Below are 20,711 nucleotides of genomic sequence, written 5' to 3' on the forward strand. Positions count from 1 at the left end.
AGCGGTCCTGTCCGGGGGTGCCGAACAGGTAGAGGATCAGGTCCTGGTCCAGGGTGATGCGGCCGAAGTCCATGGCGACGGTCGTCGTCGTCTTGCCGCCGGTGTGCGTCAGATCGTCGATGCCGGCCGACGCGGAGGTCATGACGGCCTCGGTACGCAGCGGGTCGATCTCCGAGACGGCGCCGACGAACGTGGTCTTGCCCACGCCGAAGCCGCCCGCCACCACGATCTTCGCGCTGGTGGTCGATCTGGCCGCGCCGCCGCTAGAGCTTGCGAAGTCCACTGAGCACCCTTTCGAGCAGTGTCACGTCCGGCGTGCCGCCGGTCTCTCCGTTGCCCGGCTGGTGGATCGCCACCATGCCGGCCTCCGCCAGGTCGGCCACGAGGATCCGGGCGACGCCGAGCGGCATCGACAGGAGGGCCGACACCTCGGCCACCGACTTGACCTCGCGGCAGAGGTGGCAGATCCGCTGGTGCTCCGGGAGGAGCGTGGCGAGGTGTGCCGGGTCGGCCGTGGTGCTGACCAGCGCCTCGATGGCGAGCTGGTAGCGCGGCCGGGTCCGGCCACCGGTCATGGCGTACGGACGCACCAGCGGCTGGTCGCCCTCGTACCCGTACTCGTCGGCTGAGGCGCCGTACGGATCGTGAGAGGCGGGGGGCGGGGTCATGAATCCTCCGGGCGTGACAGCAAGACCTCTGCCGTCTGATGGGGCCGGTGGGGGGCCGGGTGGGGCGGCCGGACGATGAACAGTGCCCAGAACGGTACGGAGGGGCGTACCGCCCTGTCGGTCGGTGGACGCGGACGGATGTGGGGTCCGTCCGCGGTGCGTGACCTAGTGGAGCAGGCTGCCCTGGAGCTCCGCGCGGAGATCCGGGGTGAGCACGCTGCCGGCCCGGTCGACCAGCAGCGCCATCTCGTAGCCCACGAGGCCGATGTCGCACTCGGGGTGGGCGAGCACGGCCAGCGAGGAGCCGTCGGAGACCTGCATGAGGAAGAGGAAGCCGCGCTCCATCTCCACCACGGTCTGTGCCACGGGTCCGCCCTCGAAGATCCGGGACGCGCCCGCGGTCAGCGAGGTCAGTCCGGATGCGACCGCCGCCAGCTGGTCGGCGCGGTCGCGGGGGAACCCTTCGGACATGGCCAGCAGGAGTCCGTCGGCGGAGACCACCACCGTGTGCGACACCCCGGGGGTGTTGTCCACGAAGTTGGTGATCAACCAGTTCAGATTCTGCGCCGCCTGGCTCATCGCGTTCAACTAACGCTCCTGCTGATGGTTCGGACCGAGGTGGTGGCTACCCGTGGTCGAGTTGCCGGCCTGGCGGCCCTGCTGGATGCCGCGGCGCAGATTGGTGAGCCGGCCGCGGACGTCGTCGGGTGCACGCGAGACCTGGGGGCCGGCCGTGTGGGCCTGCTCCTGTGCGGTCCCGGGTACGAGGTTGGCCTTCGGCACACGGCGCGGAAGGCCGGAGGTGGTGACGCCGCCGGCCGCGGGCTTGCGCACCCGCTCCGCCTGGCGCACCAGCTCGTCGTTGGGCGAGGTCCGCCAGGCGGCCCCGCCGTTCTGGCGGCCGCCGTCACCGGCCGGGTCGCCGGCCGGACGGGGTGCCGGAGCGGACGGCTGCGACACGACCGGGGTCTGCGTCGTCTGAGCCGGATCCGCCTGCCGCGCCTGCTCCTGGTGCGACCAGCTGGTCTCCAGCGTGTCGTACAGCGGGGTACGACCGTCGCCCGCGCCACCGGCCGGCGGCAGGGCCTCCGGACGGCGCGGCTGCTGGAGCTGCTGCTGCTGGGGCTGCGGCTGCTGCGGGGCGCCGAAGTCGTCGCCGCCCCGCTGGCGCGGCGCCGGGGGCTGGGCCTGCTGCTGCGCCTGCGGCACGAAGGGCTGCCGGCCGAACTGCTGCTGCTGGCCGCCCTGGTACGCCTGGGGCTGCGGGGCCTGCGGCTGCTGCGGTGCCGGCTGCGGGGCGCCGAAGTCCGGACGCGGGAACTGGCCGGTGGAGCCGGGACCCTGCGGGGCGCCGAAGTCGGGGCGCGGGAACTGCGCCGTCGACGCCGGGTCCTGCGCACCGCCCTGGTAGGCCTGCGGGGCCTGCGGCTGCTGGGGAGCCTGCGGCTGCGGGGCGCCGAAGTCCGGACGCGGGAACTGGCCCGTGGAACCGGGGCCCTGCGGAGCCGCCGGGGACCCGAACAGGCCCGCCGGGTCCGGCTCCTCGTGACCGCGCGGGGCATCCAGCGGGGACATCTCCTGCTGCGGGCGCCGGACCGGCTGCTGCTGCGGGTCGTTGCCCCAGCTCGCGGCCTGCGGGCGCTGCTGCTGCGCCTGCGGGTTGCCGCCGGGCAGTTCGGCGCGCGGGAGGTCGTACCCGCCCTGCTGGTTGCCCTGGGACTGCGGCTGCTGCGGCTGCTGCTGCGGCGTCTGCGGACCGGACTGGTTGCCCCACACGTCCGTACGGGACGGGATGGCGCTCGCGGCGCCGCCGATGAGGCCGCTCCCGCCGGGACCCGGACGCAGTGCCTCGGGCGACCGGGGGGCCTGCGGGACCTGCGGCAGCCGGCCGGTCTGGTCCAGCTGCGCGTTCTGCGGCTGCGGGGTGCGGGACTGCGGCGCGCCCTGCGGGCCGCCGGCGGGCGGGGCACCGTCACGGGCGGGCAGCGCGGCCCGGGGGCCGCTCGCACCGACCTGGCCGCGCGCGGCACCGGCACCGGTGCCGAGGCGACCGGCCGCCGAGGACGGGGCACCGCCCTGGCCCGGACGTCCGCCGCCGGGGCCACCGGCCGCGCCGGGGCCACCGGCCGCGCCGGGGCCGCCGGGGAGACGACCGCCGGGGGCCTGGCCCTGCGGCATCCCGCCCTGACCGCCCGCGCCCGGCTTGGGCATGGGCTTCTTGCCGCCCTGGGCGACGTCGACGGGGAGCATGACGAGCGCGGTGGTGCCGCCCGAGTCGGACGGGCGCAGCTGGATCCGGATGCCGTGCCGCAGGGACAGGCGGCCGACCACGAACAGACCCATGCGGCGGGAGACGGAGACGTCCACGGTGGGCGGCGAGGCGAGCCGCTCGTTGATCGCGGCGAGGTCCTCGGGGGAGAGGCCGATGCCGGTGTCGTGGATCTCGACGAGCACGCGGCCGTCGGGCAGGGCGTGACCGGTGACCCGGACCTTGGTCTGCGGGGAGGAGAACGAGGTGGCGTTCTCGAGCAGCTCGGCGAGGAGGTGCACGAGGTCGTTGACGACGCGGCCGGCGACCTCGGTCGCCGGGACCGCGGCCAGTTCGATGCGCTCGTACTGCTCCACCTCGGAGGCGGCGGCACGGAGGACGTCGACCAGCGGGACCGGGCGGGTCCAGCGGCGGCCCGGCTCCTCACCGGCGAGGACGAGGAGGTTCTCGCCGTTCCGGCGCATGCGGGTCGCGAGGTGGTCGAGCTTGAACAGCGAGGAGAGCTGGTCCGGGTCGGCCTCGCGGGACTCCAGCTCGGAGATGAGCGAGAGCTGACGCTGGATGAGGCCCTGGGACCGGCGCGAGAGGTTGGTGAACATCGCGTTGACGTTGCCCCGGAGGAGGGCCTGCTCGGCGGCGAGGCGGACCGCCTCGCGGTGCACGTCGTCGAAGGCCGCGGCCACCTGGCCGATCTCGTCGCGGGAGTGCACGCCGACGGACTCGACGGAGGTGTCGACGTCCTGCGGGTCGGACTCGGAGAGCTGCTTGACGAGCTCGGGCAGGCGGTCCTGGGCGACCTTGGTCGCGGTGTCCTGGAGCCGGCGCAGCGAGCGGATCATGGACCGGGCCACGACGAAGGCGCCGATGAGCGAGACGCCGAGGACGAGGAGGATCAGCGCACCGTTGATGATGGCGTCGCGCTGCGACTCCTGCTTCAGCTCACGGGCCATCGTCTCCATGTCGCCGAGCAGACCCGCCTCGATGCGGTTCATGGCGGAGATCTTGGTGCTGTACTCGTCGGTGAAGTTCAGGTGACCGCGGGGCGTGCCGTTCGGCATCGCGTCGTCCGAGTTCAGCACGCGCTCGGCGTACTTGTTGGCGGCGTTGATCGACGGGTCGCCGGAGTTCAGCGACTCGGTCCGCTCCGCGGCGTCACCGCCGGTCGACTCGTAGATCGCCTGGAAGGACTTGAGCTCGACGCCCTCACTGTTGAGGGCGGCCTCGCCGTAGAGGCGGTCGCCCTGCTGGAGCCTGCCGGAGGTCCGGTCGCTCGGGGGGAGCGCGGCCGCGATGATCGCCTGCTGGATGGAGGCGTACTCCTTGGCGGACGAGAACGCGGCGAGCGCGCGGGTCCGCTTGATCATCTCGGGGTTGCTGGTCGCCTGCGCCATGTCCTGGGACAGGCTGAGGAGCGAGCGGATGAGGCGGCTGTACGCCTCGACCGTCACCGAGTGCGAGACGCCCTTCTCGTAGGCGCTGCTCCGGATGGAGTGGAGCTCGGTGACCTGCGAGGCGATCTGGCTGACGTTCTGGCGGATGCTGCGCAGCGCCTCGTCGCCCTCGGTGGCCGGGATGTCCTCGGTGGCCTCCAGGAAGGCCTTGTACTCGCGGTCCGTCTTCCGGCGGGGGTTGGCGACCTGGTAGTCGCTGACCGGGCGGCCGTTGGCCAGCGGGCCGGCGGACAGGTCGCGCTCGGCCTGCAGGGCCTGGGCGAGGCCCGTGGCCTCCCGGGTCAGCCTGGTGAGCAGCTGCATGTGGTCGAGCTGCTCCATGTCCTGGAGCGAGTCGCTGATGCGGATGCCGCCCAGGGTGGTCGCCGCGACCACGGGGAGGGTGAGGAGCGCGACGAGGCGCGTGGAGATGCGCCAGTTGCGCAGGGCTATTCGGGGGCCGACCTCGTTCTCGGCCCGGGCCTTGGGGGGTGTGGCGGACGGCTCGGCGGACGTGGCCGCGGCGCTCGCGCGCCTGCCGCCCTCACCGCCGTCGCCGGACGGTCCCTGACCCTGGTTCGGGGTGTGCGGGGCCGAGGGACCGCGGTCGGTCCCGGCACGCGGTTCCTGCTCCGCCGGAGCATCCGCTCGGCCCTGGCGGGCCTGGGGAGACCCCGAGCCATCCCTCTTGAAACGTCCCTGCACTAGCGTCGCAACCTCTGGACCAGGCGTCCTTCCGGATGAACGGAGAGGACGGTGTCGGCGTCGATCGGGGTGCGTGGCGCACCCAAGGTGGTCGTCGGTGACCGGCGCAGTTCCCCCTTTCCCGCCACTCGGCCGGCGCTGCGTTGCGCCCCCTGCGCGCCGGCTTGAAACCCGCGGCGGTGCGTGGAATTCCAGCACAGTGCCGGATCTCCAACAAGGGCCGCGTGTCGCGGGGGGAGGGGTATGACAACGCGTGCGCGGAGCGTCACCCCATGTAGAAGATGATCACGGAGGATTCGGACTTTTCCCTCCCAATGGTCGGGCATCCCCGTGTGTCCCAGTCGACATGATCAGGAGCGGAATGGATTGTTCAGTGGCGGAATGTCCCTTTCCGTGACGACCGGGGACGGTCCGTAATGCCCGAAATGTAAGGCGATTGGTGAGCAAACTCACACCCGAATCGATGTCTTAGCCATGCATTCGAAGGGAAACGCATGTTTAGCCTGACGCTTTACACCCCTTCGCGCCCGTACGGGTGCCCGTCCCGGAACAAGGTCTGATCACCGCGATGAAGACGACGACGCTCCGCACCACGGCCAACCCCCGCCGTTCCACCCTCGTCCACCTCTCGGACGCCGCAGAGCTCGGCCGGGGCGCCCGGCCGGAGTACCCGGTGGAGCTGCCCGGCAACACGGCCAACCCGCGCCGCACCGTCCTGATGCAGGCCCCCGCCCCCTACGAGCCCCAGCCGTACGCCTCCGCGACGCGCTAGCACCCCCGGGCCCCGAGCACTCCGGACCCCCGGGCGCCCCGGGCCCCGAACACCCCGGGGCCCCGCGTCGGCGCCGGTGACATCGCCGGTCGGCCGCCCCCTCGCCGCGTTAGCCTGGAGCGTCAGACTCCAGCCAGCACCAAGTGAGGGGCGACAGCACTCGTGCGCATCGCCAGATTCTCCATCGACGGCAATGTGGCCTTCGGCGCCGTCGAGGGCGAGGGAACCGTCGAGTCCGGCGGCCTCGTCCTCGACATCATCAAGGGCATCCCGTACACCGACTTCGAGCTCAGCGGCACCAAGGTCCCGCTGAGCAAGGTACGGCTCCTGCCGCCCGTGCTCCCCAACAAGGTCGTGGCCATCGGCCGCAACTACGCCGAGCACGCCGCCGAACTCGGCAACGAGGTCCCCGACGTCCCCGTCGCCTTCTTCAAGCCCACCACCTCGGTGATCGGCCCCGGCGACGCCATCGAGCACCCCTCCTTCTCCAGCGAGCTGCACCACGAGGCCGAACTGGCCGTGGTGATCGGCCGCATGTGCCGCGAGGTCCCCCGTGAGCGCGTCAAGGACGTGATCTTCGGCTACACCTGCGCCAACGACGTGACCGCCCGCGACGTCCAGCGGCGCGAGGCCCAGTGGGCCCGCGCCAAGGGCTTCGACACGAGCTGTCCGCTGGGCCCCTGGGTGGAGACCGACCTCGACCCGAACGACCTGACCATCCAGGCCACGGTCAACGGCGAACAGCGCCAGCTGGGTCGGACGAGCGACATGATCCGCTCCATCGAGGACCTGGTCGTCCACATCACCGAGGCCATGACGCTGCTCCCCGGCGACGTCATCCTCACCGGCACCCCCGCCGGGGTCGGCCCCCTCAACGTCGGCGACGAGGTCGCCGTCACCATCGAAGGCATCGGCACTCTCACCAATAAGGTGATCAAGCGTGGCTAACGCGAACATCCGCGTCCGTTTCTGTCCCTCGCCGACCGGCAACCCCCACGTGGGCCTGGTCCGCACCGCCCTCTTCAACTGGGCCTTCGCCCGGCACAACCAGGGCACCATGGTCTTCCGCATCGAGGACACCGACGCTGCGCGCGACTCCGAGGAGTCGTACGAACAGCTCCTCGACTCGCTGAAGTGGCTCGGCCTCGACTGGGACGAGGGCCCGGAGGTGGGCGGCCCCCACGCGCCGTACCGCCAGTCGCAGCGGATGGACATCTACAAGGACGTCGCCGACAAGCTGCTCGCCGGCGGTCACGCGTACCCCTGCTACTGCACCACCGAGGAGCTCGACGAGCGCCGCGAGGCCGCCCGCGCCGCCGGCCGCCCCTCCGGCTACGACGGCCACTGCCGCGACCTCACCGCCGAGCAGAAGGCCGCGTACGAGGCCGAGGGCCGCGCGTCGATCGTCCGCTTCCGGATGCCCGACGAGCCGATCACCTTCACCGACCTGGTCCGCGGCGAGCTCACCTTCACCCCGGAGAACGTGCCGGACTACGGCATCCTCCGGGCCAACGGCGCCCCGCTCTACACCCTGGTCAACCCGGTCGACGACGCCCTGATGGAGATCACCCACGTCCTGCGCGGCGAGGACCTGCTCTCCTCCACCCCGCGCCAGGTCGCGCTCTACAAGGCGCTGATCGAGCTGGGCGTCGCCAAGGAGATCCCCTCCTTCGGGCACCTGCCGTACGTGATGGGCGAGGGCAACAAGAAGCTCTCCAAGCGCGACCCGCAGGCCTCCCTCAACCTCTACCGGGAGCGCGGCTTCCTCCCCGAAGGCCTGCTGAACTACCTGTCGCTCCTCGGCTGGTCCTTCTCGGCCGACCAGGACATCTTCACCATCCCCGAGATGGTGGCGAAGTTCGACATCGCCGACGTCAACGCCAACCCGGCGCGCTTCGACCTCAAGAAGGCCGAGTCGATCAACGCCGACCACATCCGGATGCTGAACGTGAAGGCCTTCGCCGCGGCCTGCGAGCCCTGGCTCCGGGCCCCGCACGCCCCCTGGGCGCCGGAGGACTTCGACCGGGCCGCCTGGGAGGCCGTCGCGCCGCACGCCCAGACCCGCCTGACCGTCCTCTCGGACATCACGGCCAACGTGGACTTCCTCTTCCTGCCCGAGCCGGTCTTCGACCAGCCCTCGTGGGACAAGGCCATGAAGGGCGAGCCCGCGGCCCTGCTCACCACCGCCCGCGAGAAGCTCGACGCGGCCGACTGGAGCGACCCCGAGTCCCTCAAGAACGCCGTCCTGGCCGCCGGCGAGGCCCACGGCCTCAAGCTCGGCAAGGCGCAGGCCCCGGTCCGCGTCGCCGTCACCGGCCGCACGGTCGGCCTGCCGCTCTTCGAGTCCCTGGAGATCCTGGGCAAGGAGAAGACCCTGGCCCGCGTCGACGCCGCCCTGGCGAAGCTCGCCGGCTGATCCGCGCCGCGGCCGCGCACCGGTACCCCCGTCCCACGCCCGTGGACGGGGGTACCGTCGTCTCCATGACCATCCGCGCGGTGCTCTGGGACGTCGACGACACGATCTTCGACTACGCGAGCGCGGACCGGACCGGGATGCGGGCGCACCTCGCGGCCGAGGGGCTGCTCGACGCCTGGGACTCCGCGGAGGAGGCCCTGCGGCGCTGGAGGGAGCTCACGGAGCTGCACTGGCGCCGGTACGAGACGGAGGGCGGGGACTTCCGGGACCAGCGGCGCGACCGGGTCCGCGACTTCCTCGCCCGGCCGGCGCTCACCGCCGCCGAGGCCGACGGCTGGTTCGACCGGTACGTGATCCACTACGAGGCCGCCTGGGAGCTCTTCCCCGACACCGTGCCCGTCCTCGACCTGCTGGCCCGTGACTACCGCCACGGGGTGCTGTCCAACTCCAGCATCCACAACCAGGAGCACAAGCTCCGCGCGCTGGGCGTGCGGGACCGCTTCGAGGCCGTGGTGTGCGCCGCCGAGCTGGGGGTGGCCAAGCCGGCCCCGGAGGCCTTCCACGCCGCCTGCGCCGCCCTGGACCTGCGTCCCCACCAGGTGGCGTACGTCGGGGACCAGCCGGACATCGACGCCCGGGGCGCGGTGGAGGCGGGCCTACGGGGGATCTGGCTGGACCGGGCGGGGACGGGCGGCAGGCCCGAGCTGACCCGGATCACCGACCTCCGTCAGCTGCCCGCGCTGCTGCGTGCGGATACGCGTTTTGGAGCACCGTCCACCTTCGGGTAATGTTCTTTCTGCGCCGAGGGGAACGGGCCGAAAGGCCGGAAAGCCCCGGAAGCGCAAGCCGAGCAGGATCCCTTCCCGAAGTGATCACGTTCCGGTGGCCTATGGTGTAATTGGCAGCACGACTGATTCTGGTTCAGTTAGTCTTGGTTCGAGTCCAGGTAGGCCAGCTCGCAGAGCTCATCTGCACCTGTGGATGGCATCCACGAAGCCCCCGTTGTGTAGCGGCCTAGCACGCCGCCCTCTCAAGGCGGTAGCGCCGGTTCGAATCCGGTCGGGGGTACAGATCCTTCCCGCGGGATCACCAGGGTCGCTCCCGGTGAACCCGATGCAGGATCGCTAGGGCCCCCGTTGTGTAGCGGCCTAGCACGCCGCCCTCTCAAGGCGGTAGCGCCGGTTCGAATCCGGTCGGGGGTACCAACTGGTCTAAGCCACCAGTGGCCTATGGTGTAATTGGCAGCACGACTGATTCTGGTTCAGTTAGTCTTGGTTCGAGTCCAGGTAGGCCAGCGCAGTGAATCCAGGCGATCCGTCGCGTGGAAGCAAGATCTTGCCCCCGTTGTGTAGCGGCCTAGCACGCCGCCCTCTCAAGGCGGTAGCGCCGGTTCGAATCCGGTCGGGGGTACGAGACGAGGAAGCCCTTCCCTTCGGGGGAGGGCTTCTTCGCTGTTCGGCGCCGTGCGCACAACTCCGGCCCACCGCTGCGGCGTTGGAGCGGTGGGCCGGTGCGAACAGGAGGGACGGAGGAGCTCAGCCGTTGCGGCGGAGCGCCTCGGAGAGGCGGGCGGCGGCGTCGATGACCGCCTGGGCGTGCATGCGGCCCGGGTGGCGCGTCAGGCGCTCGATGGGGCCCGAGACCGAGACGGCGGCCACCACGCGGTTCGAGGGGCCGCGCACGGGCGCGGAGACGGACGCCACGCCCGGCTCCCGCTCGCCGATCGACTGGGCCCAGCCGCGGCGCCGCACGCCCGACAGGGCCGTCGCGGTGAAGCGGGCGCCCTGGAGGCCGCGGTGCAGCCGCTCGGGCTCCTCCCAGGCCATCAGGATCTGCGCGGACGAGCCGGCCTTCATGGTCAGCGTCGAGCCGACCGGGACCGTGTCCCGCAGGCCCGAGAGCCGCTCGGCCGCCGCCACGCAGATGCGCATGTCGCCCTGGCGCCGGTAGAGCTGGGCGCTCTCGCCGGTGACGTCGCGCAGGTGCGTCAGAACGGGGCCCGCGGTCGCGAGCAGGCGGTCCTCGCCGGCCGCGGCGGCGAGCTCCGCCAGGCGCGGTCCGAGGATGAACCGGCCCTGCATGTCGCGCGCCACCATCCGGTGGTGTTCCAGTGCCACGGCGAGGCGATGTGCCGTGGGTCGTGCGAGTCCCGTCGCCGCGACCAGTCCTGCGAGGGTGGCCGGACCGGACTCCAGGGCGCTCAGGACAAGGGCTGCCTTGTCGAGAACGCCTACGCCGCTAGAGTTGTCCATGCAACGATATTCGCGTCTCACTCTGTGAAACGCAAGTTCAATTTTCCGAGGAACCCGTCACTCTGGTGAGGCGGCCGCACAACGGCCCGCGAAACGGGTCTCTAGTTGTGCCGGCGTAGACGTCGGCCGGAGGGAAAGCGATGGGTAGGACACTCGCGGAGAAGGTCTGGGACGACCACGTCGTCCGGCGCGCCGAGGGCGAGCCCGACCTCCTCTTCATCGATCTGCACCTGCTGCACGAGGTGACCAGCCCCCAGGCCTTCGACGGTCTCCGGCAGAACGGCCGGCAGGTGCGGCGCCTCGACCTCACCATCGCCACCGAGGACCACAACACTCCGACCCTCGACATCGACAAGCCGATCGCCGACCCGGTCTCCCGCGCCCAGCTGGAGACCCTCCGCAAGAACTGTGCCGAATTCGGCGTCCGGCTGCACCCGCTCGGCGACGTCGAGCAGGGCGTCGTCCACGTCGTGGGCCCGCAGCTGGGCCTGACCCAGCCCGGCACCACCGTGGTCTGCGGCGACTCGCACACCTCCACGCACGGCGCCTTCGGCGCGCTGGCCTTCGGCATCGGCACCAGCCAGGTCGAGCACGTGCTCGCCACCCAGACGCTGCCGCTGGCCCGCCCCAAGACCATGGCGATCACGGTCGACGGCGAGCTGCCCGCGGACGTCACCGCCAAGGACCTGATCCTGGCGATCATCGCGAAGATCGGCACCGGCGGCGGCCAGGGCTACATCCTGGAGTACCGCGGCTCCGCCATCGAGAAGCTCTCGATGGAGGCCCGGATGACCATCTGCAACATGTCGATCGAGGCCGGCGCCCGTGCGGGCATGATCGCCCCCGACGAGACCACCTTCGCCTATCTGAAGGGCCGCGCCCACGCCCCCGAGGGCGAGGACTGGGACGCCGCCGTCGCGTACTGGAAGACCCTCAAGTCCGACGAGGACGCGGTCTTCGACGCCGAGGTCGTGATCGACGCGGCCGCGCTGGCGCCGTTCGTCACCTGGGGCACCAACCCGGGCCAGGGCGCGCCGCTTTCGGCGAACGTCCCCGACCCGGCTTCGTACGAAGACGCTTCGGAGCGCCTCGCCGCCGAAAAGGCCCTGGAGTACATGGGGTTGACCGCCGGACAGCCGCTGCGCGACATCAAGGTCGACACCGTCTTCGTAGGCTCCTGCACCAACGGCCGCATCGAGGACCTGCGCAACGCGGCCTCCCTCCTGGAGGGCCGCAAGGTCGCCGACGGCGTCCGCATGCTGGTCGTCCCCGGCTCGGTCCGGGTCGCCCTGCAGGCCGTCGAAGAGGGCCTGGACAAGGTCTTCAAGGAGGCCGGCGCCGAATGGCGGCACGCGGGCTGCTCGATGTGCCTGGGCATGAACCCCGACCAACTGGCCCCCGGCGAGCGCTCCGCGTCCACCTCCAACCGCAACTTCGAGGGCCGGCAGGGCAAGGGCGGCCGCACCCACCTGGTCTCCCCCCAGGTCGCCGCCGCCACCGCCGTGCTGGGCCACCTGGCCTCCCCGGCCGATCTGTCCGACGTCGCCACCACCGCGGGGGTCTGAGGAACCATGGAAGCTTTCACCACGCACACCGGCCGGGCCGTCCCGCTGCGCCGCAGCAACGTCGACACCGACCAGATCATCCCGGCGCACTGGCTGAAGAAGGTCACCCGCGACGGCTTCGAGGACGGTCTCTTCGAGGCCTGGCGCAAGGACTCCGCGTTCGTCCTCAACCGCCCCGAGCGGCAGGGCGCCACGGTCCTGGTCGCCGGCCCCGACTTCGGCACCGGCTCCTCCCGCGAGCACGCCGTCTGGGCGCTGCAGAACTACGGCTTCAAGACCGTGATCTCCAGCCGCTTCGCCGACATCTTCCGCGGCAACTCGCTGAAGAACGGCCTGCTCACCGTCGTCCTCCCGCAGGAGACGGTGGACGCCCTCTGGGAGCTCACCGAGGCCGACCCGACCGCCGAGGTCACCGTCGACCTGGAGGCCCGCAAGGTCCTCGCCCCCGGGATCGACGCCGACTTCGAGCTCGACGAGAACGCCCGCTGGCGCCTGCTCAACGGCCTCGACGACATCAGCCTCACCCTTCAGAACGAAGCGGACATCGCCGCGTACGAGACCTCTCGGCCGGCCTTCAAGCCCCGTACAATTACGGCCTGAGCAGCGCTTTTCCAAGACTGCGCCCCCCACCGACCGGTGGGGGGCGCAGTCGCTTGTTGAGACCCTGTCGGGCGACAACTCGCCCTAGATGGCACAATCGGTGCATGGAACGCGACAGCCAACTCGAGCTCTACGAGGCAGTCGCCGCCCGATTGAAAGAAGCACACACAAGGGTGCGCTCACTGCAAGTCCCGGAGGGCGTAAGGATGGCGCTGTCCCGGAAGCTGCTGGTCGTCACGGCAGCGGCGAAGCACGATCTCAAGGACGCGGCGACGCGCCTCGACCGGTTGATGAAGGACCTCGATGAGGGCCGATTCCCAGAGGACGACTGACACCAGGAACTCCGCAACGGAACTTCCGCGTTGCGGCACTAGGGTGATTAGACCGTTTCGTGTTTGATTTGCGGTATATACATGCCTAACGTGCGAAAAAGCTTGAACACTTTCGTTCTGGCAATGTCTCCGAAGGGGAAGACGTGAACAAGGCGCAGCTCGTAGAAGCGATTGCCGACAAGATGGGCGGTCGTCAGCAGGCCGCCGAAGCCGTCGACCACGTGCTCGACGCCATCGTGCGCGCCGTGGTGGCCGGTGACCGGGTCTCGGTCACGGGCTTCGGCTCGTTCGAGAAGGTCGACCGTCCGGCCCGCTACGCCCGCAACCCGCAGACGGGTGAGCGCGTCCGGGTCAAGAAGACCTCCGTCCCGCGCTTCCGTGCAGGTCAGGGCTTCAAGGACCTGGTCAGCGGCTCGAAGAAGCTCCCCAAGGGCGGCGAGGTCTCCGTCAAGAAGGCCCCCAAGGGCAGCCTCACCGGTGGCGCCTCCGCGACCGTGAAGAAGGCCGCCGCCAAGAAGGCCACCACCGCCAAGAAGGCCGCCGCGAAGAAGGCGACCCCGGCGAAGAGGGCCACGACGGCCGCGGCGAAGAAGACCACCGCCGCCGCCAAGAAGACCACCACCGCCGCCGCGAAGAAGGCGACCCCGGCGAAGAAGGCCACGACGGGCGCGGCGAAGAAGACCGGCGCCGCCGCCAAGAAGACCACCACGGCCGCCGCGAAGAAGGCGACCAAGGCCACCGCCAAGAAGACCGCGCCGGCCGCGAAGAAGGCCACGGCGACGAAGGCGCCCGCCAAGAAGACGACGGCGCGCAAGACGACCGCCAAGAAGACCGCCGCCAAGAAGTAGGACGCGGTACCGACCCGCCGGGCCGGGCTCCCCTCCGGGAGCCCGGCCCGCGGCGCGTCTCAGAAGGTCTGCAGCGTCACCAGGGTGATCCGGAGCCCCGGGCCCGACGTGCCGGGCTCGGCCTCGATCCGCACCCGCTGCCCCGGCCGCAGCAGCCGCAGCCCGCCCGCCTCGAAGGCCTCCGCCCCGAACTCCACGGGGGTGCCGTCGTCGAGCAGCACGCTGCCGCTGCGGGTCTCGGGGTCGTACGTGAACGCGGTCGCCTGCATGGACCGCAGCCTATCCGGCCACCGCCGCCCACCGGGCGGCCGTCCGCGGACCGAGCCCCAGCGCCAGCGCCGCCGCCAGGTCCTCGCCGGTGTCCACGTCCCGGCGCACGGAATCCACCCCGGCGAGCCGGATTTCGGCCGCCCCCGAAGACAAATGCCGCAGCCTCGACGCGCCCCCGAATGCCGGTTCCAATTCCGCCCCCGGTGCCGCCGAGAGGAATGTCGTACCTATTTCGGCGGCATCCGCGAGAAATGCCCTCGGAAAATTGCCGGCCGCGTCCAGGACCCGGGTCAGCTCCGCGGGCCGCAGCGCCGGGAGGTCCGCGTTGAGCGCCGCCACGCGCGCGTGCGGCCGCCCGGAGCGCACGGCACGGGCCCCGTGCGCGAGCGCCGCGTTGAGCCCCGCCGCCGGGGAGTCCGGCACGATCCGCGCGCCCAGCGCCGCGAGCGCGGGGCCGGCCACCGGATCGTCCGTGACGACCGCCACATCGCGCACCCGCGCGCAGTTCAGCACCGCCTCCACCGTGTCCTCGGCGAACGCCAGCGCGAGCCGGGGGCGCAGCCGCCCGCCCGTCGCCGCGGCCAGCCTGCTCTTCGCCAGGGCGAGGGGCTTCAGGGGGACGACCAGGGACCAGCCGTCGTCGGCGCCGGTGCGCATCGGGGGCAGCGTCTTCATCGGGACCATTCTGTCCCGCCCACGCGGTCCGCCGGAGTTCCCGGGGCGTACGGTGTCACTCGACAGACCAGGAGCACGGGGCGACACTTGGCCCCCTGCCAGCCAGTCCCGGAGAAAGGTGTCCGAGTGCCCCGCCGCAGAATCGGCTTCTGGTACCGCCTCGCGGCGGTCATCGCCAAACCCCCCCTGGTGGTTCTGTTCAAGCGGGACTGGCGCGGCATGGAGCACATTCCGGCCGACGGCGGTTTCATCACCGCGGTCAACCACAACTCCTACCTGGACCCGCTGTCCTACGCGCACTACCAGTACAACACCGGCCGGGTCCCGCGCTTCCTCGCCAAGGCCGGACTCTTCAAGGGCGGCTTCGTCGCCACGATGCTCCGCAACACCGGCCAGATCCCCGTCTACCGCGAGACGACCAACGCGCTCGACGCCTTCCGCGCCGCCGTCGACGCCATCGAGCGCGGCGAGTGCGTCGCCTTCTACCCGGAGGGCACCCTCACCCGCGACCCCGAGATGTGGCCCATGGCCGGCAAGACCGGCGCCGCCCGGGTCGCGCTGCTCACCCAGGTCCCCGTCATCCCGGTGGCCCAGTGGGGCGCCAACCTCGCGATGCCGCCGTACGCCAAGGAGAACAAGTTCCGCCTGTTCCCCCGCAAGACGCTGATCGTGCAGGCGGGACCGCCCGTCGACCTCTCCCGCTTCCACGGCCTGGAGCCCACGCCCGACGTCCTGCGCGAGGCCACCGAGGTCATCATGGCCGCCATCACCGCCCTCCTGGAGGAGGTCCGCGGCGAGAAGGCGCCCGACGAGCCGTACGACCACCGCAAGGCCCGCCTGGAGCAGCGCCGCAAGGCCGCCGAGGGGGGCGCCAAGTGACCAGGGCAGCCGTCTTCGGCAACGGATCCTGGGGCACCGCCTTCGCGATGGTGCTCGCCGACGCGGGCTGCGAGGTGAGCCTCTGGGGCCGCCGCGCCGAACTCGCCGAGGAGATCAACGCCGGCCGGGTCAACCCCGACTACCTGCCGGGCGTCGAACTCCCGCGGGGCGTCACGGCCACCGCGGACCCCGCCGAGGCCGCCGCGGACGCGGACTTCACCGTCCTCGTCGTCCCCTCCCAGACCCTGCGCGGCAACCTCGCCGCCTGGCGGCCGGTGCTCGCCCCCGACACCGTCCTCGTCTCCCTCATGAAGGGCGTCGAACTCGGCACCGCCAAGCGGATGAGCGAGGTGATCACCGAGGTCGCCGACGTGCCCGCCGACCGCGTGGCCGTCCTCACCGGCCCCAACCTGGCCAAGGAGATCGCCGCCCGGCAGCCCGCCGCCGCCGTCGTCGCCTGCTCCGACGAGACGGTCGCCCAGCGGCTCCAGACCGCCTGCATGACCCCGTACTTCCGCCCGTACACCAACACCGACGTGGTGGGCTGCGAACTCGGCGGCGCCGTCAAGAACGTCATCGGCCTCGCCGTCGGCATCGCCAACGGCATGGGCCTCGGCGACAACTCCAAGGCCACGCTCATCACCCGCGGCCTCGCCGAGACCACCCGCCTCGGCCTCGCCATGGGCGCCGACCCGCTCACCTTCTCCGGCCTCGCGGGCCTCGGCGACCTCGTCGCCACCTGCTCCTCGCCGCTCTCCCGGAACAACACCTTCGGCACCAACCTCGGCCGGGGCATGACCCTCCAGGAGACCATCGCGGCCACCAAGCAGACCGCCGAGGGCGTCAAGTCCTGCGAGTCCGTGCTCGATCTGGCCCGCCGCCACGGCGTCGACATGCCCATCACCGAGACCGTCGTCTCGATCGTCCACGACGGCAAGCCGCCCGTCGTCGCCCTCAAGGAGCTCATGTCGCGTTCGGCCAAGCCCGAACGCCGCTGAGCCCGGCCGTGTGAGCCGTACGCGCGCGTGCGAGCGGGGCGCTCAGCAGTTCGGGAGTCGCAAGGTACGCTCATCGCGATATGAGCGAGAACACCCAGAGCCCCCGCAAGCCGCGCGTGGCCGTCGTCTTCGGCGGACGCAGCTCCGAGCACGCCATCTCCGTCGTCACGGCGGGCGCCGTCCTGAGCGCCATCGACCGGGACAAGTACGACGTGCTGCCCATCGGCATCACGACGGACGGGCGCTGGGCGCTCACCGCCGACGCCCCCGAGCGGATGGCCATCGCCGACCGCGCCCTGCCGAACGTGGCCGACCTGGCCGAGTCCGAGGAGGGCGGCGTCGTCCTCTCCGTCGACCCCGCCAACCGCGAGGTCGTCCTCACCGAGCCCGGCGCCGTGCCCAAGGCCCTCGGCGAGGTCGACGTGGTCTTCCCGGTGCTCCACGGCCCCTACGGCGAGGACGGCACCCTCCAGGGCCTCCTGGAGCTCTCCGGCGTCCCCTACGTCGGCGCGGGTGTCCTCGCCTCCGCCGTCGGCCAGGACAAGGAGTACATGAAGCGCGTCTTCGTCTCCTTCGGCCTCCCCGTCGGCCCGTACGAGGTCATCCGGCCGCGCGAGTGGGAGCAGAGCCCCGCCGCCGCCCGCAAGAAGATCGTCGAGTTCGCCGCCGAGCACGGCTGGCCGCTCTTCGTGAAGCCGGCCCGCGGCGGCTCCTCCATGGGCATCACCAAGGTCGACGACCTCTCCGGCCTGGACGAGGCCGTCGAGGAGGCCCGCCGCCACGACCCCAAGATCCTCGTCGAGTCGCTGCTGCGCGGCCGCGAGATCGAGTGCGGCGTCCTGGAGTTCGAGGACGGGCCGCGCGCCAGCGTCCCGGCCGAGATCCCGCCGGTCACCGACCACGACTTCTACGACTTCGAGGCCAAGTACATCGACTCGGCCTCCGGCATCGTGCCCGCCCCCATCGGGGACGAGGCCACCGCCGAGGTCCAGCGCCTCGCCGTCGCCGCCTACGAGGCCGTGTCCTGCGAGGGCCTGGTCCGCGCCGACTTCTTCCTCACCGAGGACGGCGACTTCGTCATCAACGAGATCAACACCATGCCGGGCTTCACGCCCATCTCCATGTACCCGCGCATGTGGCAGGAGAGCGGCGTGAGCTACCCCGAGCTCGTCGACCGGCTCGTCCAGGCCGCGCTGTCCCGCTCCACGGGCCTGCGCTAGGGGAGTCGGGCCGGGGTGCGGTCACCCGCACTCCGGCTCCAGCGCGCACGGCACGGTCCGCTCCACGGGCCCCGCGAGGTCCGTGAGCGGGCCGGCGTCGTGCGCGTACCGCTCGTCCAGCGCCACCTCGACGTACGTCTTCCGGTACACCGAGGTGAAACGGGGCCCGTCGCCCTCCCGCTGCTCCAGCATCCAGCGCACGCCGTTCGCGGAGACGCCCTGCGCCTTCGGGTCGCTCATCTTTTCGGGCCGGGGGACCCCGCAGCGCAGTACGATCGCACCGTCACCCCACCCGGCGGTCAACTCGGAGCCGGGCTCCGGGTCACTCCGCGCAAGACCCGCCACGGTGTCGGGAAGCTCCTTCGCCAGCGCCTGGCAGAGGGCGGCCTCCTCCGTCGGCGGTCTCGGGACCACGACGGACGCCTCGGCGTCCGGCGGGGAACAACCGGCGGCGGCCGACAGCAGGACGGCGACCGCTGCGGCGGCGGGCAGGCCGAAGGGCCGGTGGGAAGACATCACCGGCCAAGCGTAGACGGGGGCTACAGATGAACGACCGGGCAGGTGAGGGTGCGCGTGATGCCGTCCACTTGCTGGACCTTGGCGACCACCATGCGGCCCAGCTCGTCGACGGTGTCCGCCTGCGCGCGCACGATCACGTCGTACGGTCCTGTCACGTCTTCGGCCTGGATGACCCCCGGGATCTTGGAGATGGTGTCGGCGACGGTCGACGCCTTGCCCACCTCGGTCTGGATGAGGATGTACGCCTGAACCACGGAACCTCCAGGGCGACCACGAGGATCTTGTGGGAGAAAGGGACGCCACGGTACCGCGTCGCCGCGGGCCACGGGGAGACCCGCGCGTCCGGAGGCGCTCGGGGTGTGGCGTACGCAGGACAGAAGTTGACGGTCTACTTGACGGTACCCAGCACGGTGACGGCCCGCGACCCGCGGCGCGAGACGACGCGCCCCCGCCCGCCGGCCGGCACGAAGACACGAGGTGAGACGCGGTGAAGGGCACAGTCGGAGAGCTGGGAGAGTTCGGGCTCATCAGGGAGCTCACGTCCCGGCTCACCTCCACCCCGGCGGTACGGATCGGGCCCGGTGACGACGCCGCGGTCGTCTCGGCCCCCGACCGGCGCGTGGTGGCCAGCACGGACATCCTCCTCGAAGGACGTCACTTCCGCCGCGACTGGTCGACGGCGTACGACGTCGGCCGCAAGGCCGCCGCACAGAACCTCGCCGACATCGCCGCCATGGGCGCGGTCCCCACCGCGCTCCTCCTCGGCCTCGTCGTCCCCGCCGAACTCCCCGTCACCTGGCCCACGGAACTCATGGACGGGCTGCGCGACGAATGTCAGGTCGCGGGCGCGGCGGTGGTCGGCGGCGACGTCGTGCGCGGCGACACGATCATGGTCTCCATCACCGCCCTCGGCGACCTCCGCAACCACGACCCGGTCACCCGCGGTGGCGCCGAGCCCGGCGACGTCGTCGCCTACACCGGCTGGCTCGGCTGGTCCGCCGCCGGATACGCGGTGCTCTCCCGCGGCTTCCGCTCCCCGCGCGCCTTCGTCGAGGCCCACCGCAGGCCCGAACCGCCGTACCACGCGGGCCCGGCCGCCGCCGGGCTCGGCGCCACCGCCATGTGCGACGTCAGCGACGGCCTCATCGCCGACCTCGGGCACATCGCCGAGGCCAGCAAGGTCCGCATCGACCTGCGCTCGGGACTCATCGACATCCCCACCCAGATGAACGACATCGGCCAGGCCGTCGGCGTCGACCCCATGCAGTGGGTGCTCACCGGGGGAGAGGACCACGCCATCGTGGCCACCTTCCCGCCGGACGTGAAGCTGCCCGCCCGCTGGAAGGTCATCGGCGAGGTCCTCCACCCCTCGGCCCTGCCGCAGGTCACCGTGGACGGCGCGCCCTGGCACAGCGCGGGCGGCTGGGACCACTTCGGGGAGACCGAGTGAATCCCCCCCTGGTGCTGACCGTCGCCGGATCCGACTCCGGCGGCGGCGCCGGCGTCCAGGCCGACCTGAAGACGATGCTCGCGCTCGGCGTCCACGGCATGAGCGTGCTCACCGCCGTCACCGCCCAGAACTCGCGGGGCGTCCAGGGCGTCTGGGAGCTTCCCGTGGAGGCCGTGCGCGCCCAGTACCGGGCCGTCGTCGACGACATCGGCGTCCGGGCCGTGAAGACCGGGATGCTGGCCACGGCCGCGCTCGTGGAGACGGTGGCGGAACTCCTCGCCCCCGTCGACGCCCCCGTCGTCGTCGACCCGGTCGGCGTCTCCAAGCACGGCGACCCGCTGCTCGCCGAGACCGCGCTCGACTCCGTCCGGACGAAGCTGCTGCCGGTCGCGACCGTCGCCACCCCCAACCTGGACGAGGTGACGCAGCTCACCGGTGTCCACGTCGTCCACGAGGGCGACATGCGGACGGCCGCCGAGGCGGTCCTGTCGTACGGGCCGCGCTGGGTCCTGATCAAGGGCGGGCACCTGCCCACCGGCCGGGAGGCCGTGGACCTGCTCACGGACGGCACCGAGGAGCACTGGCTGCGCGCCCCGCGCCACGACAACCGGCACACCCACGGGACGGGCTGCACGCTCGCCTCGGCGGTGGCCTCCGGGCTCGCCAAGGGCCTGGCGGTGCCGGAGGCGGTGCGGCAGGCCAAGGAGTACGTGACGGGCGCCATCGCCGCCGGGTTCGCCCTGGGCTCGGGCATCGGACCGGTCGACCACGGGTGGCGGTTCCGGGCCTAGAAGGTGCCCCGCCGGTCCCCGGGCATGGCAAAAGGCCGGTTCACCGAGGTGA

At 71.7% G+C, this 20,711-nt stretch carries 22 protein-coding genes and 5 tRNA genes; 18 read left to right on the forward strand and 9 right to left on the reverse strand.

The window, feature by feature from the left end; all coding sequences use genetic code 11:
- From ACZ66Z_RS26340 to ACZ66Z_RS26355, 4 genes are all read right to left on the reverse strand, one after another.
- Nucleotides 1–283: GTP-binding protein (locus tag ACZ66Z_RS26340; RefSeq protein ID WP_469937848.1), on the reverse strand; the 283-nt coding region annotated here is incomplete at its 3' end.
- Complete coding sequence (locus ACZ66Z_RS26345) at nt 264–668, reverse strand: DUF742 domain-containing protein (protein WP_469937849.1); 405 nt, start codon at nt 666–668, stop codon at nt 264–266. The genes ACZ66Z_RS26340 and ACZ66Z_RS26345, both read right to left, overlap by 20 nt.
- A 165-nt stretch (nt 669–833) precedes the next feature.
- On the reverse strand, nt 834–1,247 hold the full coding sequence (locus tag ACZ66Z_RS26350) for a roadblock/LC7 domain-containing protein (protein ID WP_015036421.1): 414 nt from the start codon (nt 1,245–1,247) through the stop codon (nt 834–836).
- A gap of 9 nt (nt 1,248–1,256) precedes the next feature.
- Nucleotides 1,257–5,072, reverse strand: coding sequence for a sensor histidine kinase (locus ACZ66Z_RS26355; protein WP_469937850.1), 3,816 nt, complete (start codon nt 5,070–5,072; stop codon nt 1,257–1,259).
- Between the two features lie 568 nt (nt 5,073–5,640).
- Here ACZ66Z_RS26355 and ACZ66Z_RS26360 point away from each other — a divergent pair.
- From ACZ66Z_RS26360 to ACZ66Z_RS26400, 9 genes are all read left to right on the forward strand, one after another.
- Nucleotides 5,641–5,844, forward strand: a complete 204-nt coding sequence (locus ACZ66Z_RS26360) for a hypothetical protein (protein ID WP_469937851.1) — start codon at nt 5,641–5,643, stop codon at nt 5,842–5,844.
- Between the two features lie 162 nt (nt 5,845–6,006).
- Nucleotides 6,007–6,792: a fumarylacetoacetate hydrolase family protein gene (locus ACZ66Z_RS26365; protein ID WP_469937852.1), complete on the forward strand. Its 786-nt coding sequence runs from the start codon at nt 6,007–6,009 to the stop codon at nt 6,790–6,792.
- A complete protein-coding gene (gene gltX, locus ACZ66Z_RS26370) occupies nt 6,785–8,260 on the forward strand; it encodes a glutamate--tRNA ligase (protein ID WP_469937853.1) in 1,476 nt (491 codons plus the stop codon). The genes ACZ66Z_RS26365 and gltX overlap by 8 nt, the downstream gene beginning before the upstream one ends.
- 65 nt (nt 8,261–8,325) lie before the next feature.
- Nucleotides 8,326–9,048, forward strand: coding sequence for an HAD family hydrolase (locus ACZ66Z_RS26375; RefSeq protein ID WP_469937854.1), 723 nt, complete (start codon nt 8,326–8,328; stop codon nt 9,046–9,048).
- 95 nt (nt 9,049–9,143) lie between these two features.
- Nucleotides 9,144–9,215 (forward strand) — tRNA-Gln (locus ACZ66Z_RS26380).
- Between the two features lie 40 nt (nt 9,216–9,255).
- A tRNA-Glu gene (locus ACZ66Z_RS26385) sits at nt 9,256–9,328 on the forward strand.
- A 61-nt stretch (nt 9,329–9,389) separates the two neighbouring features.
- Nucleotides 9,390–9,465 (forward strand) — tRNA-Glu (locus tag ACZ66Z_RS26390).
- Nucleotides 9,466–9,483: 18 nt separating this feature from the next.
- A tRNA-Gln gene (locus tag ACZ66Z_RS26395) sits at nt 9,484–9,555 on the forward strand.
- 42 nt (nt 9,556–9,597) lie between these two features.
- Nucleotides 9,598–9,670: transfer RNA gene (locus tag ACZ66Z_RS26400), tRNA-Glu, on the forward strand.
- A gap of 125 nt (nt 9,671–9,795) precedes the next feature.
- Here ACZ66Z_RS26400 and ndgR read toward each other — a convergent pair.
- Nucleotides 9,796–10,512, reverse strand: coding sequence for an IclR family transcriptional regulator NdgR (ndgR, locus tag ACZ66Z_RS26405; protein ID WP_005311436.1), 717 nt, complete (start codon nt 10,510–10,512; stop codon nt 9,796–9,798).
- Nucleotides 10,513–10,652: 140 nt separating this feature from the next.
- Here ndgR and leuC point away from each other — a divergent pair, with 140 nt between their 5' ends.
- The 4 genes from leuC to ACZ66Z_RS26425 all read left to right on the forward strand — a co-directional run bounded on the left by leuC (nt 10,653) and on the right by ACZ66Z_RS26425 (nt 13,857).
- Nucleotides 10,653–12,077, forward strand: coding sequence for a 3-isopropylmalate dehydratase large subunit (gene leuC / locus ACZ66Z_RS26410; RefSeq protein WP_469937855.1), 1,425 nt, complete (start codon nt 10,653–10,655; stop codon nt 12,075–12,077).
- Between the two features lie 6 nt (nt 12,078–12,083).
- Nucleotides 12,084–12,677, forward strand: a complete 594-nt coding sequence (gene leuD / locus ACZ66Z_RS26415) for a 3-isopropylmalate dehydratase small subunit (protein ID WP_469937856.1) — start codon at nt 12,084–12,086, stop codon at nt 12,675–12,677.
- 104 nt (nt 12,678–12,781) lie between these two features.
- Complete coding sequence (locus tag ACZ66Z_RS26420) at nt 12,782–13,009, forward strand: SCO5555 family protein (RefSeq protein WP_015036430.1); 228 nt, start codon at nt 12,782–12,784, stop codon at nt 13,007–13,009.
- A 143-nt stretch (nt 13,010–13,152) separates the two neighbouring features.
- On the forward strand, nt 13,153–13,857 hold the full coding sequence (locus ACZ66Z_RS26425; protein ID WP_469937857.1) for an HU family DNA-binding protein: 705 nt from the start codon (nt 13,153–13,155) through the stop codon (nt 13,855–13,857).
- 59 nt (nt 13,858–13,916) lie between these two features.
- Here the strand turns inward: ACZ66Z_RS26425 and ACZ66Z_RS26430 are convergent, their stop codons facing one another.
- Nucleotides 13,917–14,126 carry a hypothetical protein gene (locus ACZ66Z_RS26430; protein ID WP_469937858.1) on the reverse strand — a complete coding sequence of 70 codons (210 nt, stop codon included), beginning with the start codon at nt 14,124–14,126 and terminating at the stop codon, nt 13,917–13,919.
- Between the two features lie 10 nt (nt 14,127–14,136).
- A complete protein-coding gene (gene cofC, locus ACZ66Z_RS26435; RefSeq protein ID WP_469937859.1) occupies nt 14,137–14,802 on the reverse strand; it encodes a 2-phospho-L-lactate guanylyltransferase in 666 nt (221 codons plus the stop codon).
- A 126-nt stretch (nt 14,803–14,928) separates the two neighbouring features.
- On the opposite strand from cofC, the gene ACZ66Z_RS26440 reads away from it, so the two are divergent.
- The 3 genes from ACZ66Z_RS26440 (at nt 14,929) to ACZ66Z_RS26450 (ending at nt 17,899) form a co-directional block, all read left to right on the forward strand.
- Complete coding sequence (locus ACZ66Z_RS26440) at nt 14,929–15,681, forward strand: lysophospholipid acyltransferase family protein (protein WP_469937860.1); 753 nt, start codon at nt 14,929–14,931, stop codon at nt 15,679–15,681.
- Complete coding sequence (locus ACZ66Z_RS26445; protein WP_469937861.1) at nt 15,678–16,679, forward strand: NAD(P)H-dependent glycerol-3-phosphate dehydrogenase; 1,002 nt, start codon at nt 15,678–15,680, stop codon at nt 16,677–16,679. The genes ACZ66Z_RS26440 and ACZ66Z_RS26445 overlap by 4 nt, the downstream gene beginning before the upstream one ends.
- An 80-nt stretch (nt 16,680–16,759) precedes the next feature.
- A complete protein-coding gene (locus tag ACZ66Z_RS26450) occupies nt 16,760–17,899 on the forward strand; it encodes a D-alanine--D-alanine ligase family protein (protein ID WP_469937862.1) in 1,140 nt (379 codons plus the stop codon).
- A 21-nt stretch (nt 17,900–17,920) separates the two neighbouring features.
- On the opposite strand, the gene ACZ66Z_RS26455 is transcribed toward ACZ66Z_RS26450, so the two are convergent.
- Complete coding sequence (locus tag ACZ66Z_RS26455; RefSeq protein ID WP_469937978.1) at nt 17,921–18,415, reverse strand: DUF3515 domain-containing protein; 495 nt, start codon at nt 18,413–18,415, stop codon at nt 17,921–17,923.
- Between the two features lie 23 nt (nt 18,416–18,438).
- Nucleotides 18,439–18,672, reverse strand: a complete 234-nt coding sequence (locus tag ACZ66Z_RS26460; RefSeq protein ID WP_017947604.1) for an Lrp/AsnC family transcriptional regulator — start codon at nt 18,670–18,672, stop codon at nt 18,439–18,441.
- A 233-nt stretch (nt 18,673–18,905) separates the two neighbouring features.
- On the opposite strand from ACZ66Z_RS26460, the gene ACZ66Z_RS26465 reads away from it, so the two are divergent.
- Together ACZ66Z_RS26465 and thiD are read left to right on the forward strand one after the other, a co-directional pair.
- Nucleotides 18,906–19,868 (forward strand): thiamine-phosphate kinase, encoded by a 963-nt coding sequence (locus ACZ66Z_RS26465; protein ID WP_469937863.1) that lies wholly within the window; start codon nt 18,906–18,908, stop codon nt 19,866–19,868.
- Nucleotides 19,865–20,659 (forward strand): bifunctional hydroxymethylpyrimidine kinase/phosphomethylpyrimidine kinase, encoded by a 795-nt coding sequence (thiD, locus tag ACZ66Z_RS26470; protein WP_469937864.1) that lies wholly within the window; start codon nt 19,865–19,867, stop codon nt 20,657–20,659. The genes ACZ66Z_RS26465 and thiD overlap by 4 nt, the downstream gene beginning before the upstream one ends.
- Nucleotides 20,660–20,711 lie beyond the last annotated feature (52 nt).

Source organism: Streptomyces sp. NPDC107498 (genome assembly GCF_055582805.1).

Excerpts from the sequence above, each read along its gene's own strand:
- ACZ66Z_RS26345 (WP_469937849.1), bottom strand. The coding sequence starts at position 668 with ATGACCCCGCCCCCCGCCTCTCACGATCCGTACGGCGCCTCAGCCGAC.
- ACZ66Z_RS26350 (WP_015036421.1), bottom strand. The coding sequence starts at position 1,247 with ATGAGCCAGGCGGCGCAGAATCTGAACTGGTTGATCACCAACTTCGTG.
- ACZ66Z_RS26360 (WP_469937851.1), top strand. The coding sequence starts at position 5,641 with ATGAAGACGACGACGCTCCGCACCACGGCCAACCCCCGCCGTTCCACC.
- ACZ66Z_RS26375 (WP_469937854.1), top strand. The coding sequence starts at position 8,326 with ATGACCATCCGCGCGGTGCTCTGGGACGTCGACGACACGATCTTCGAC.
- ndgR (WP_005311436.1), bottom strand. The coding sequence starts at position 10,512 with ATGGACAACTCTAGCGGCGTAGGCGTTCTCGACAAGGCAGCCCTTGTC.
- leuC (WP_469937855.1), top strand. The coding sequence starts at position 10,653 with ATGGGTAGGACACTCGCGGAGAAGGTCTGGGACGACCACGTCGTCCGG.
- leuD (WP_469937856.1), top strand. The coding sequence starts at position 12,084 with ATGGAAGCTTTCACCACGCACACCGGCCGGGCCGTCCCGCTGCGCCGC.
- ACZ66Z_RS26420 (WP_015036430.1), top strand. The coding sequence starts at position 12,782 with ATGGAACGCGACAGCCAACTCGAGCTCTACGAGGCAGTCGCCGCCCGA.
- ACZ66Z_RS26430 (WP_469937858.1), bottom strand. The coding sequence starts at position 14,126 with ATGCAGGCGACCGCGTTCACGTACGACCCCGAGACCCGCAGCGGCAGC.
- cofC (WP_469937859.1), bottom strand. The coding sequence starts at position 14,802 with ATGAAGACGCTGCCCCCGATGCGCACCGGCGCCGACGACGGCTGGTCC.
- ACZ66Z_RS26450 (WP_469937862.1), top strand. The coding sequence starts at position 16,760 with ATGAGCGAGAACACCCAGAGCCCCCGCAAGCCGCGCGTGGCCGTCGTC.
- ACZ66Z_RS26455 (WP_469937978.1), bottom strand. The coding sequence starts at position 18,415 with ATGTCTTCCCACCGGCCCTTCGGCCTGCCCGCCGCCGCAGCGGTCGCC.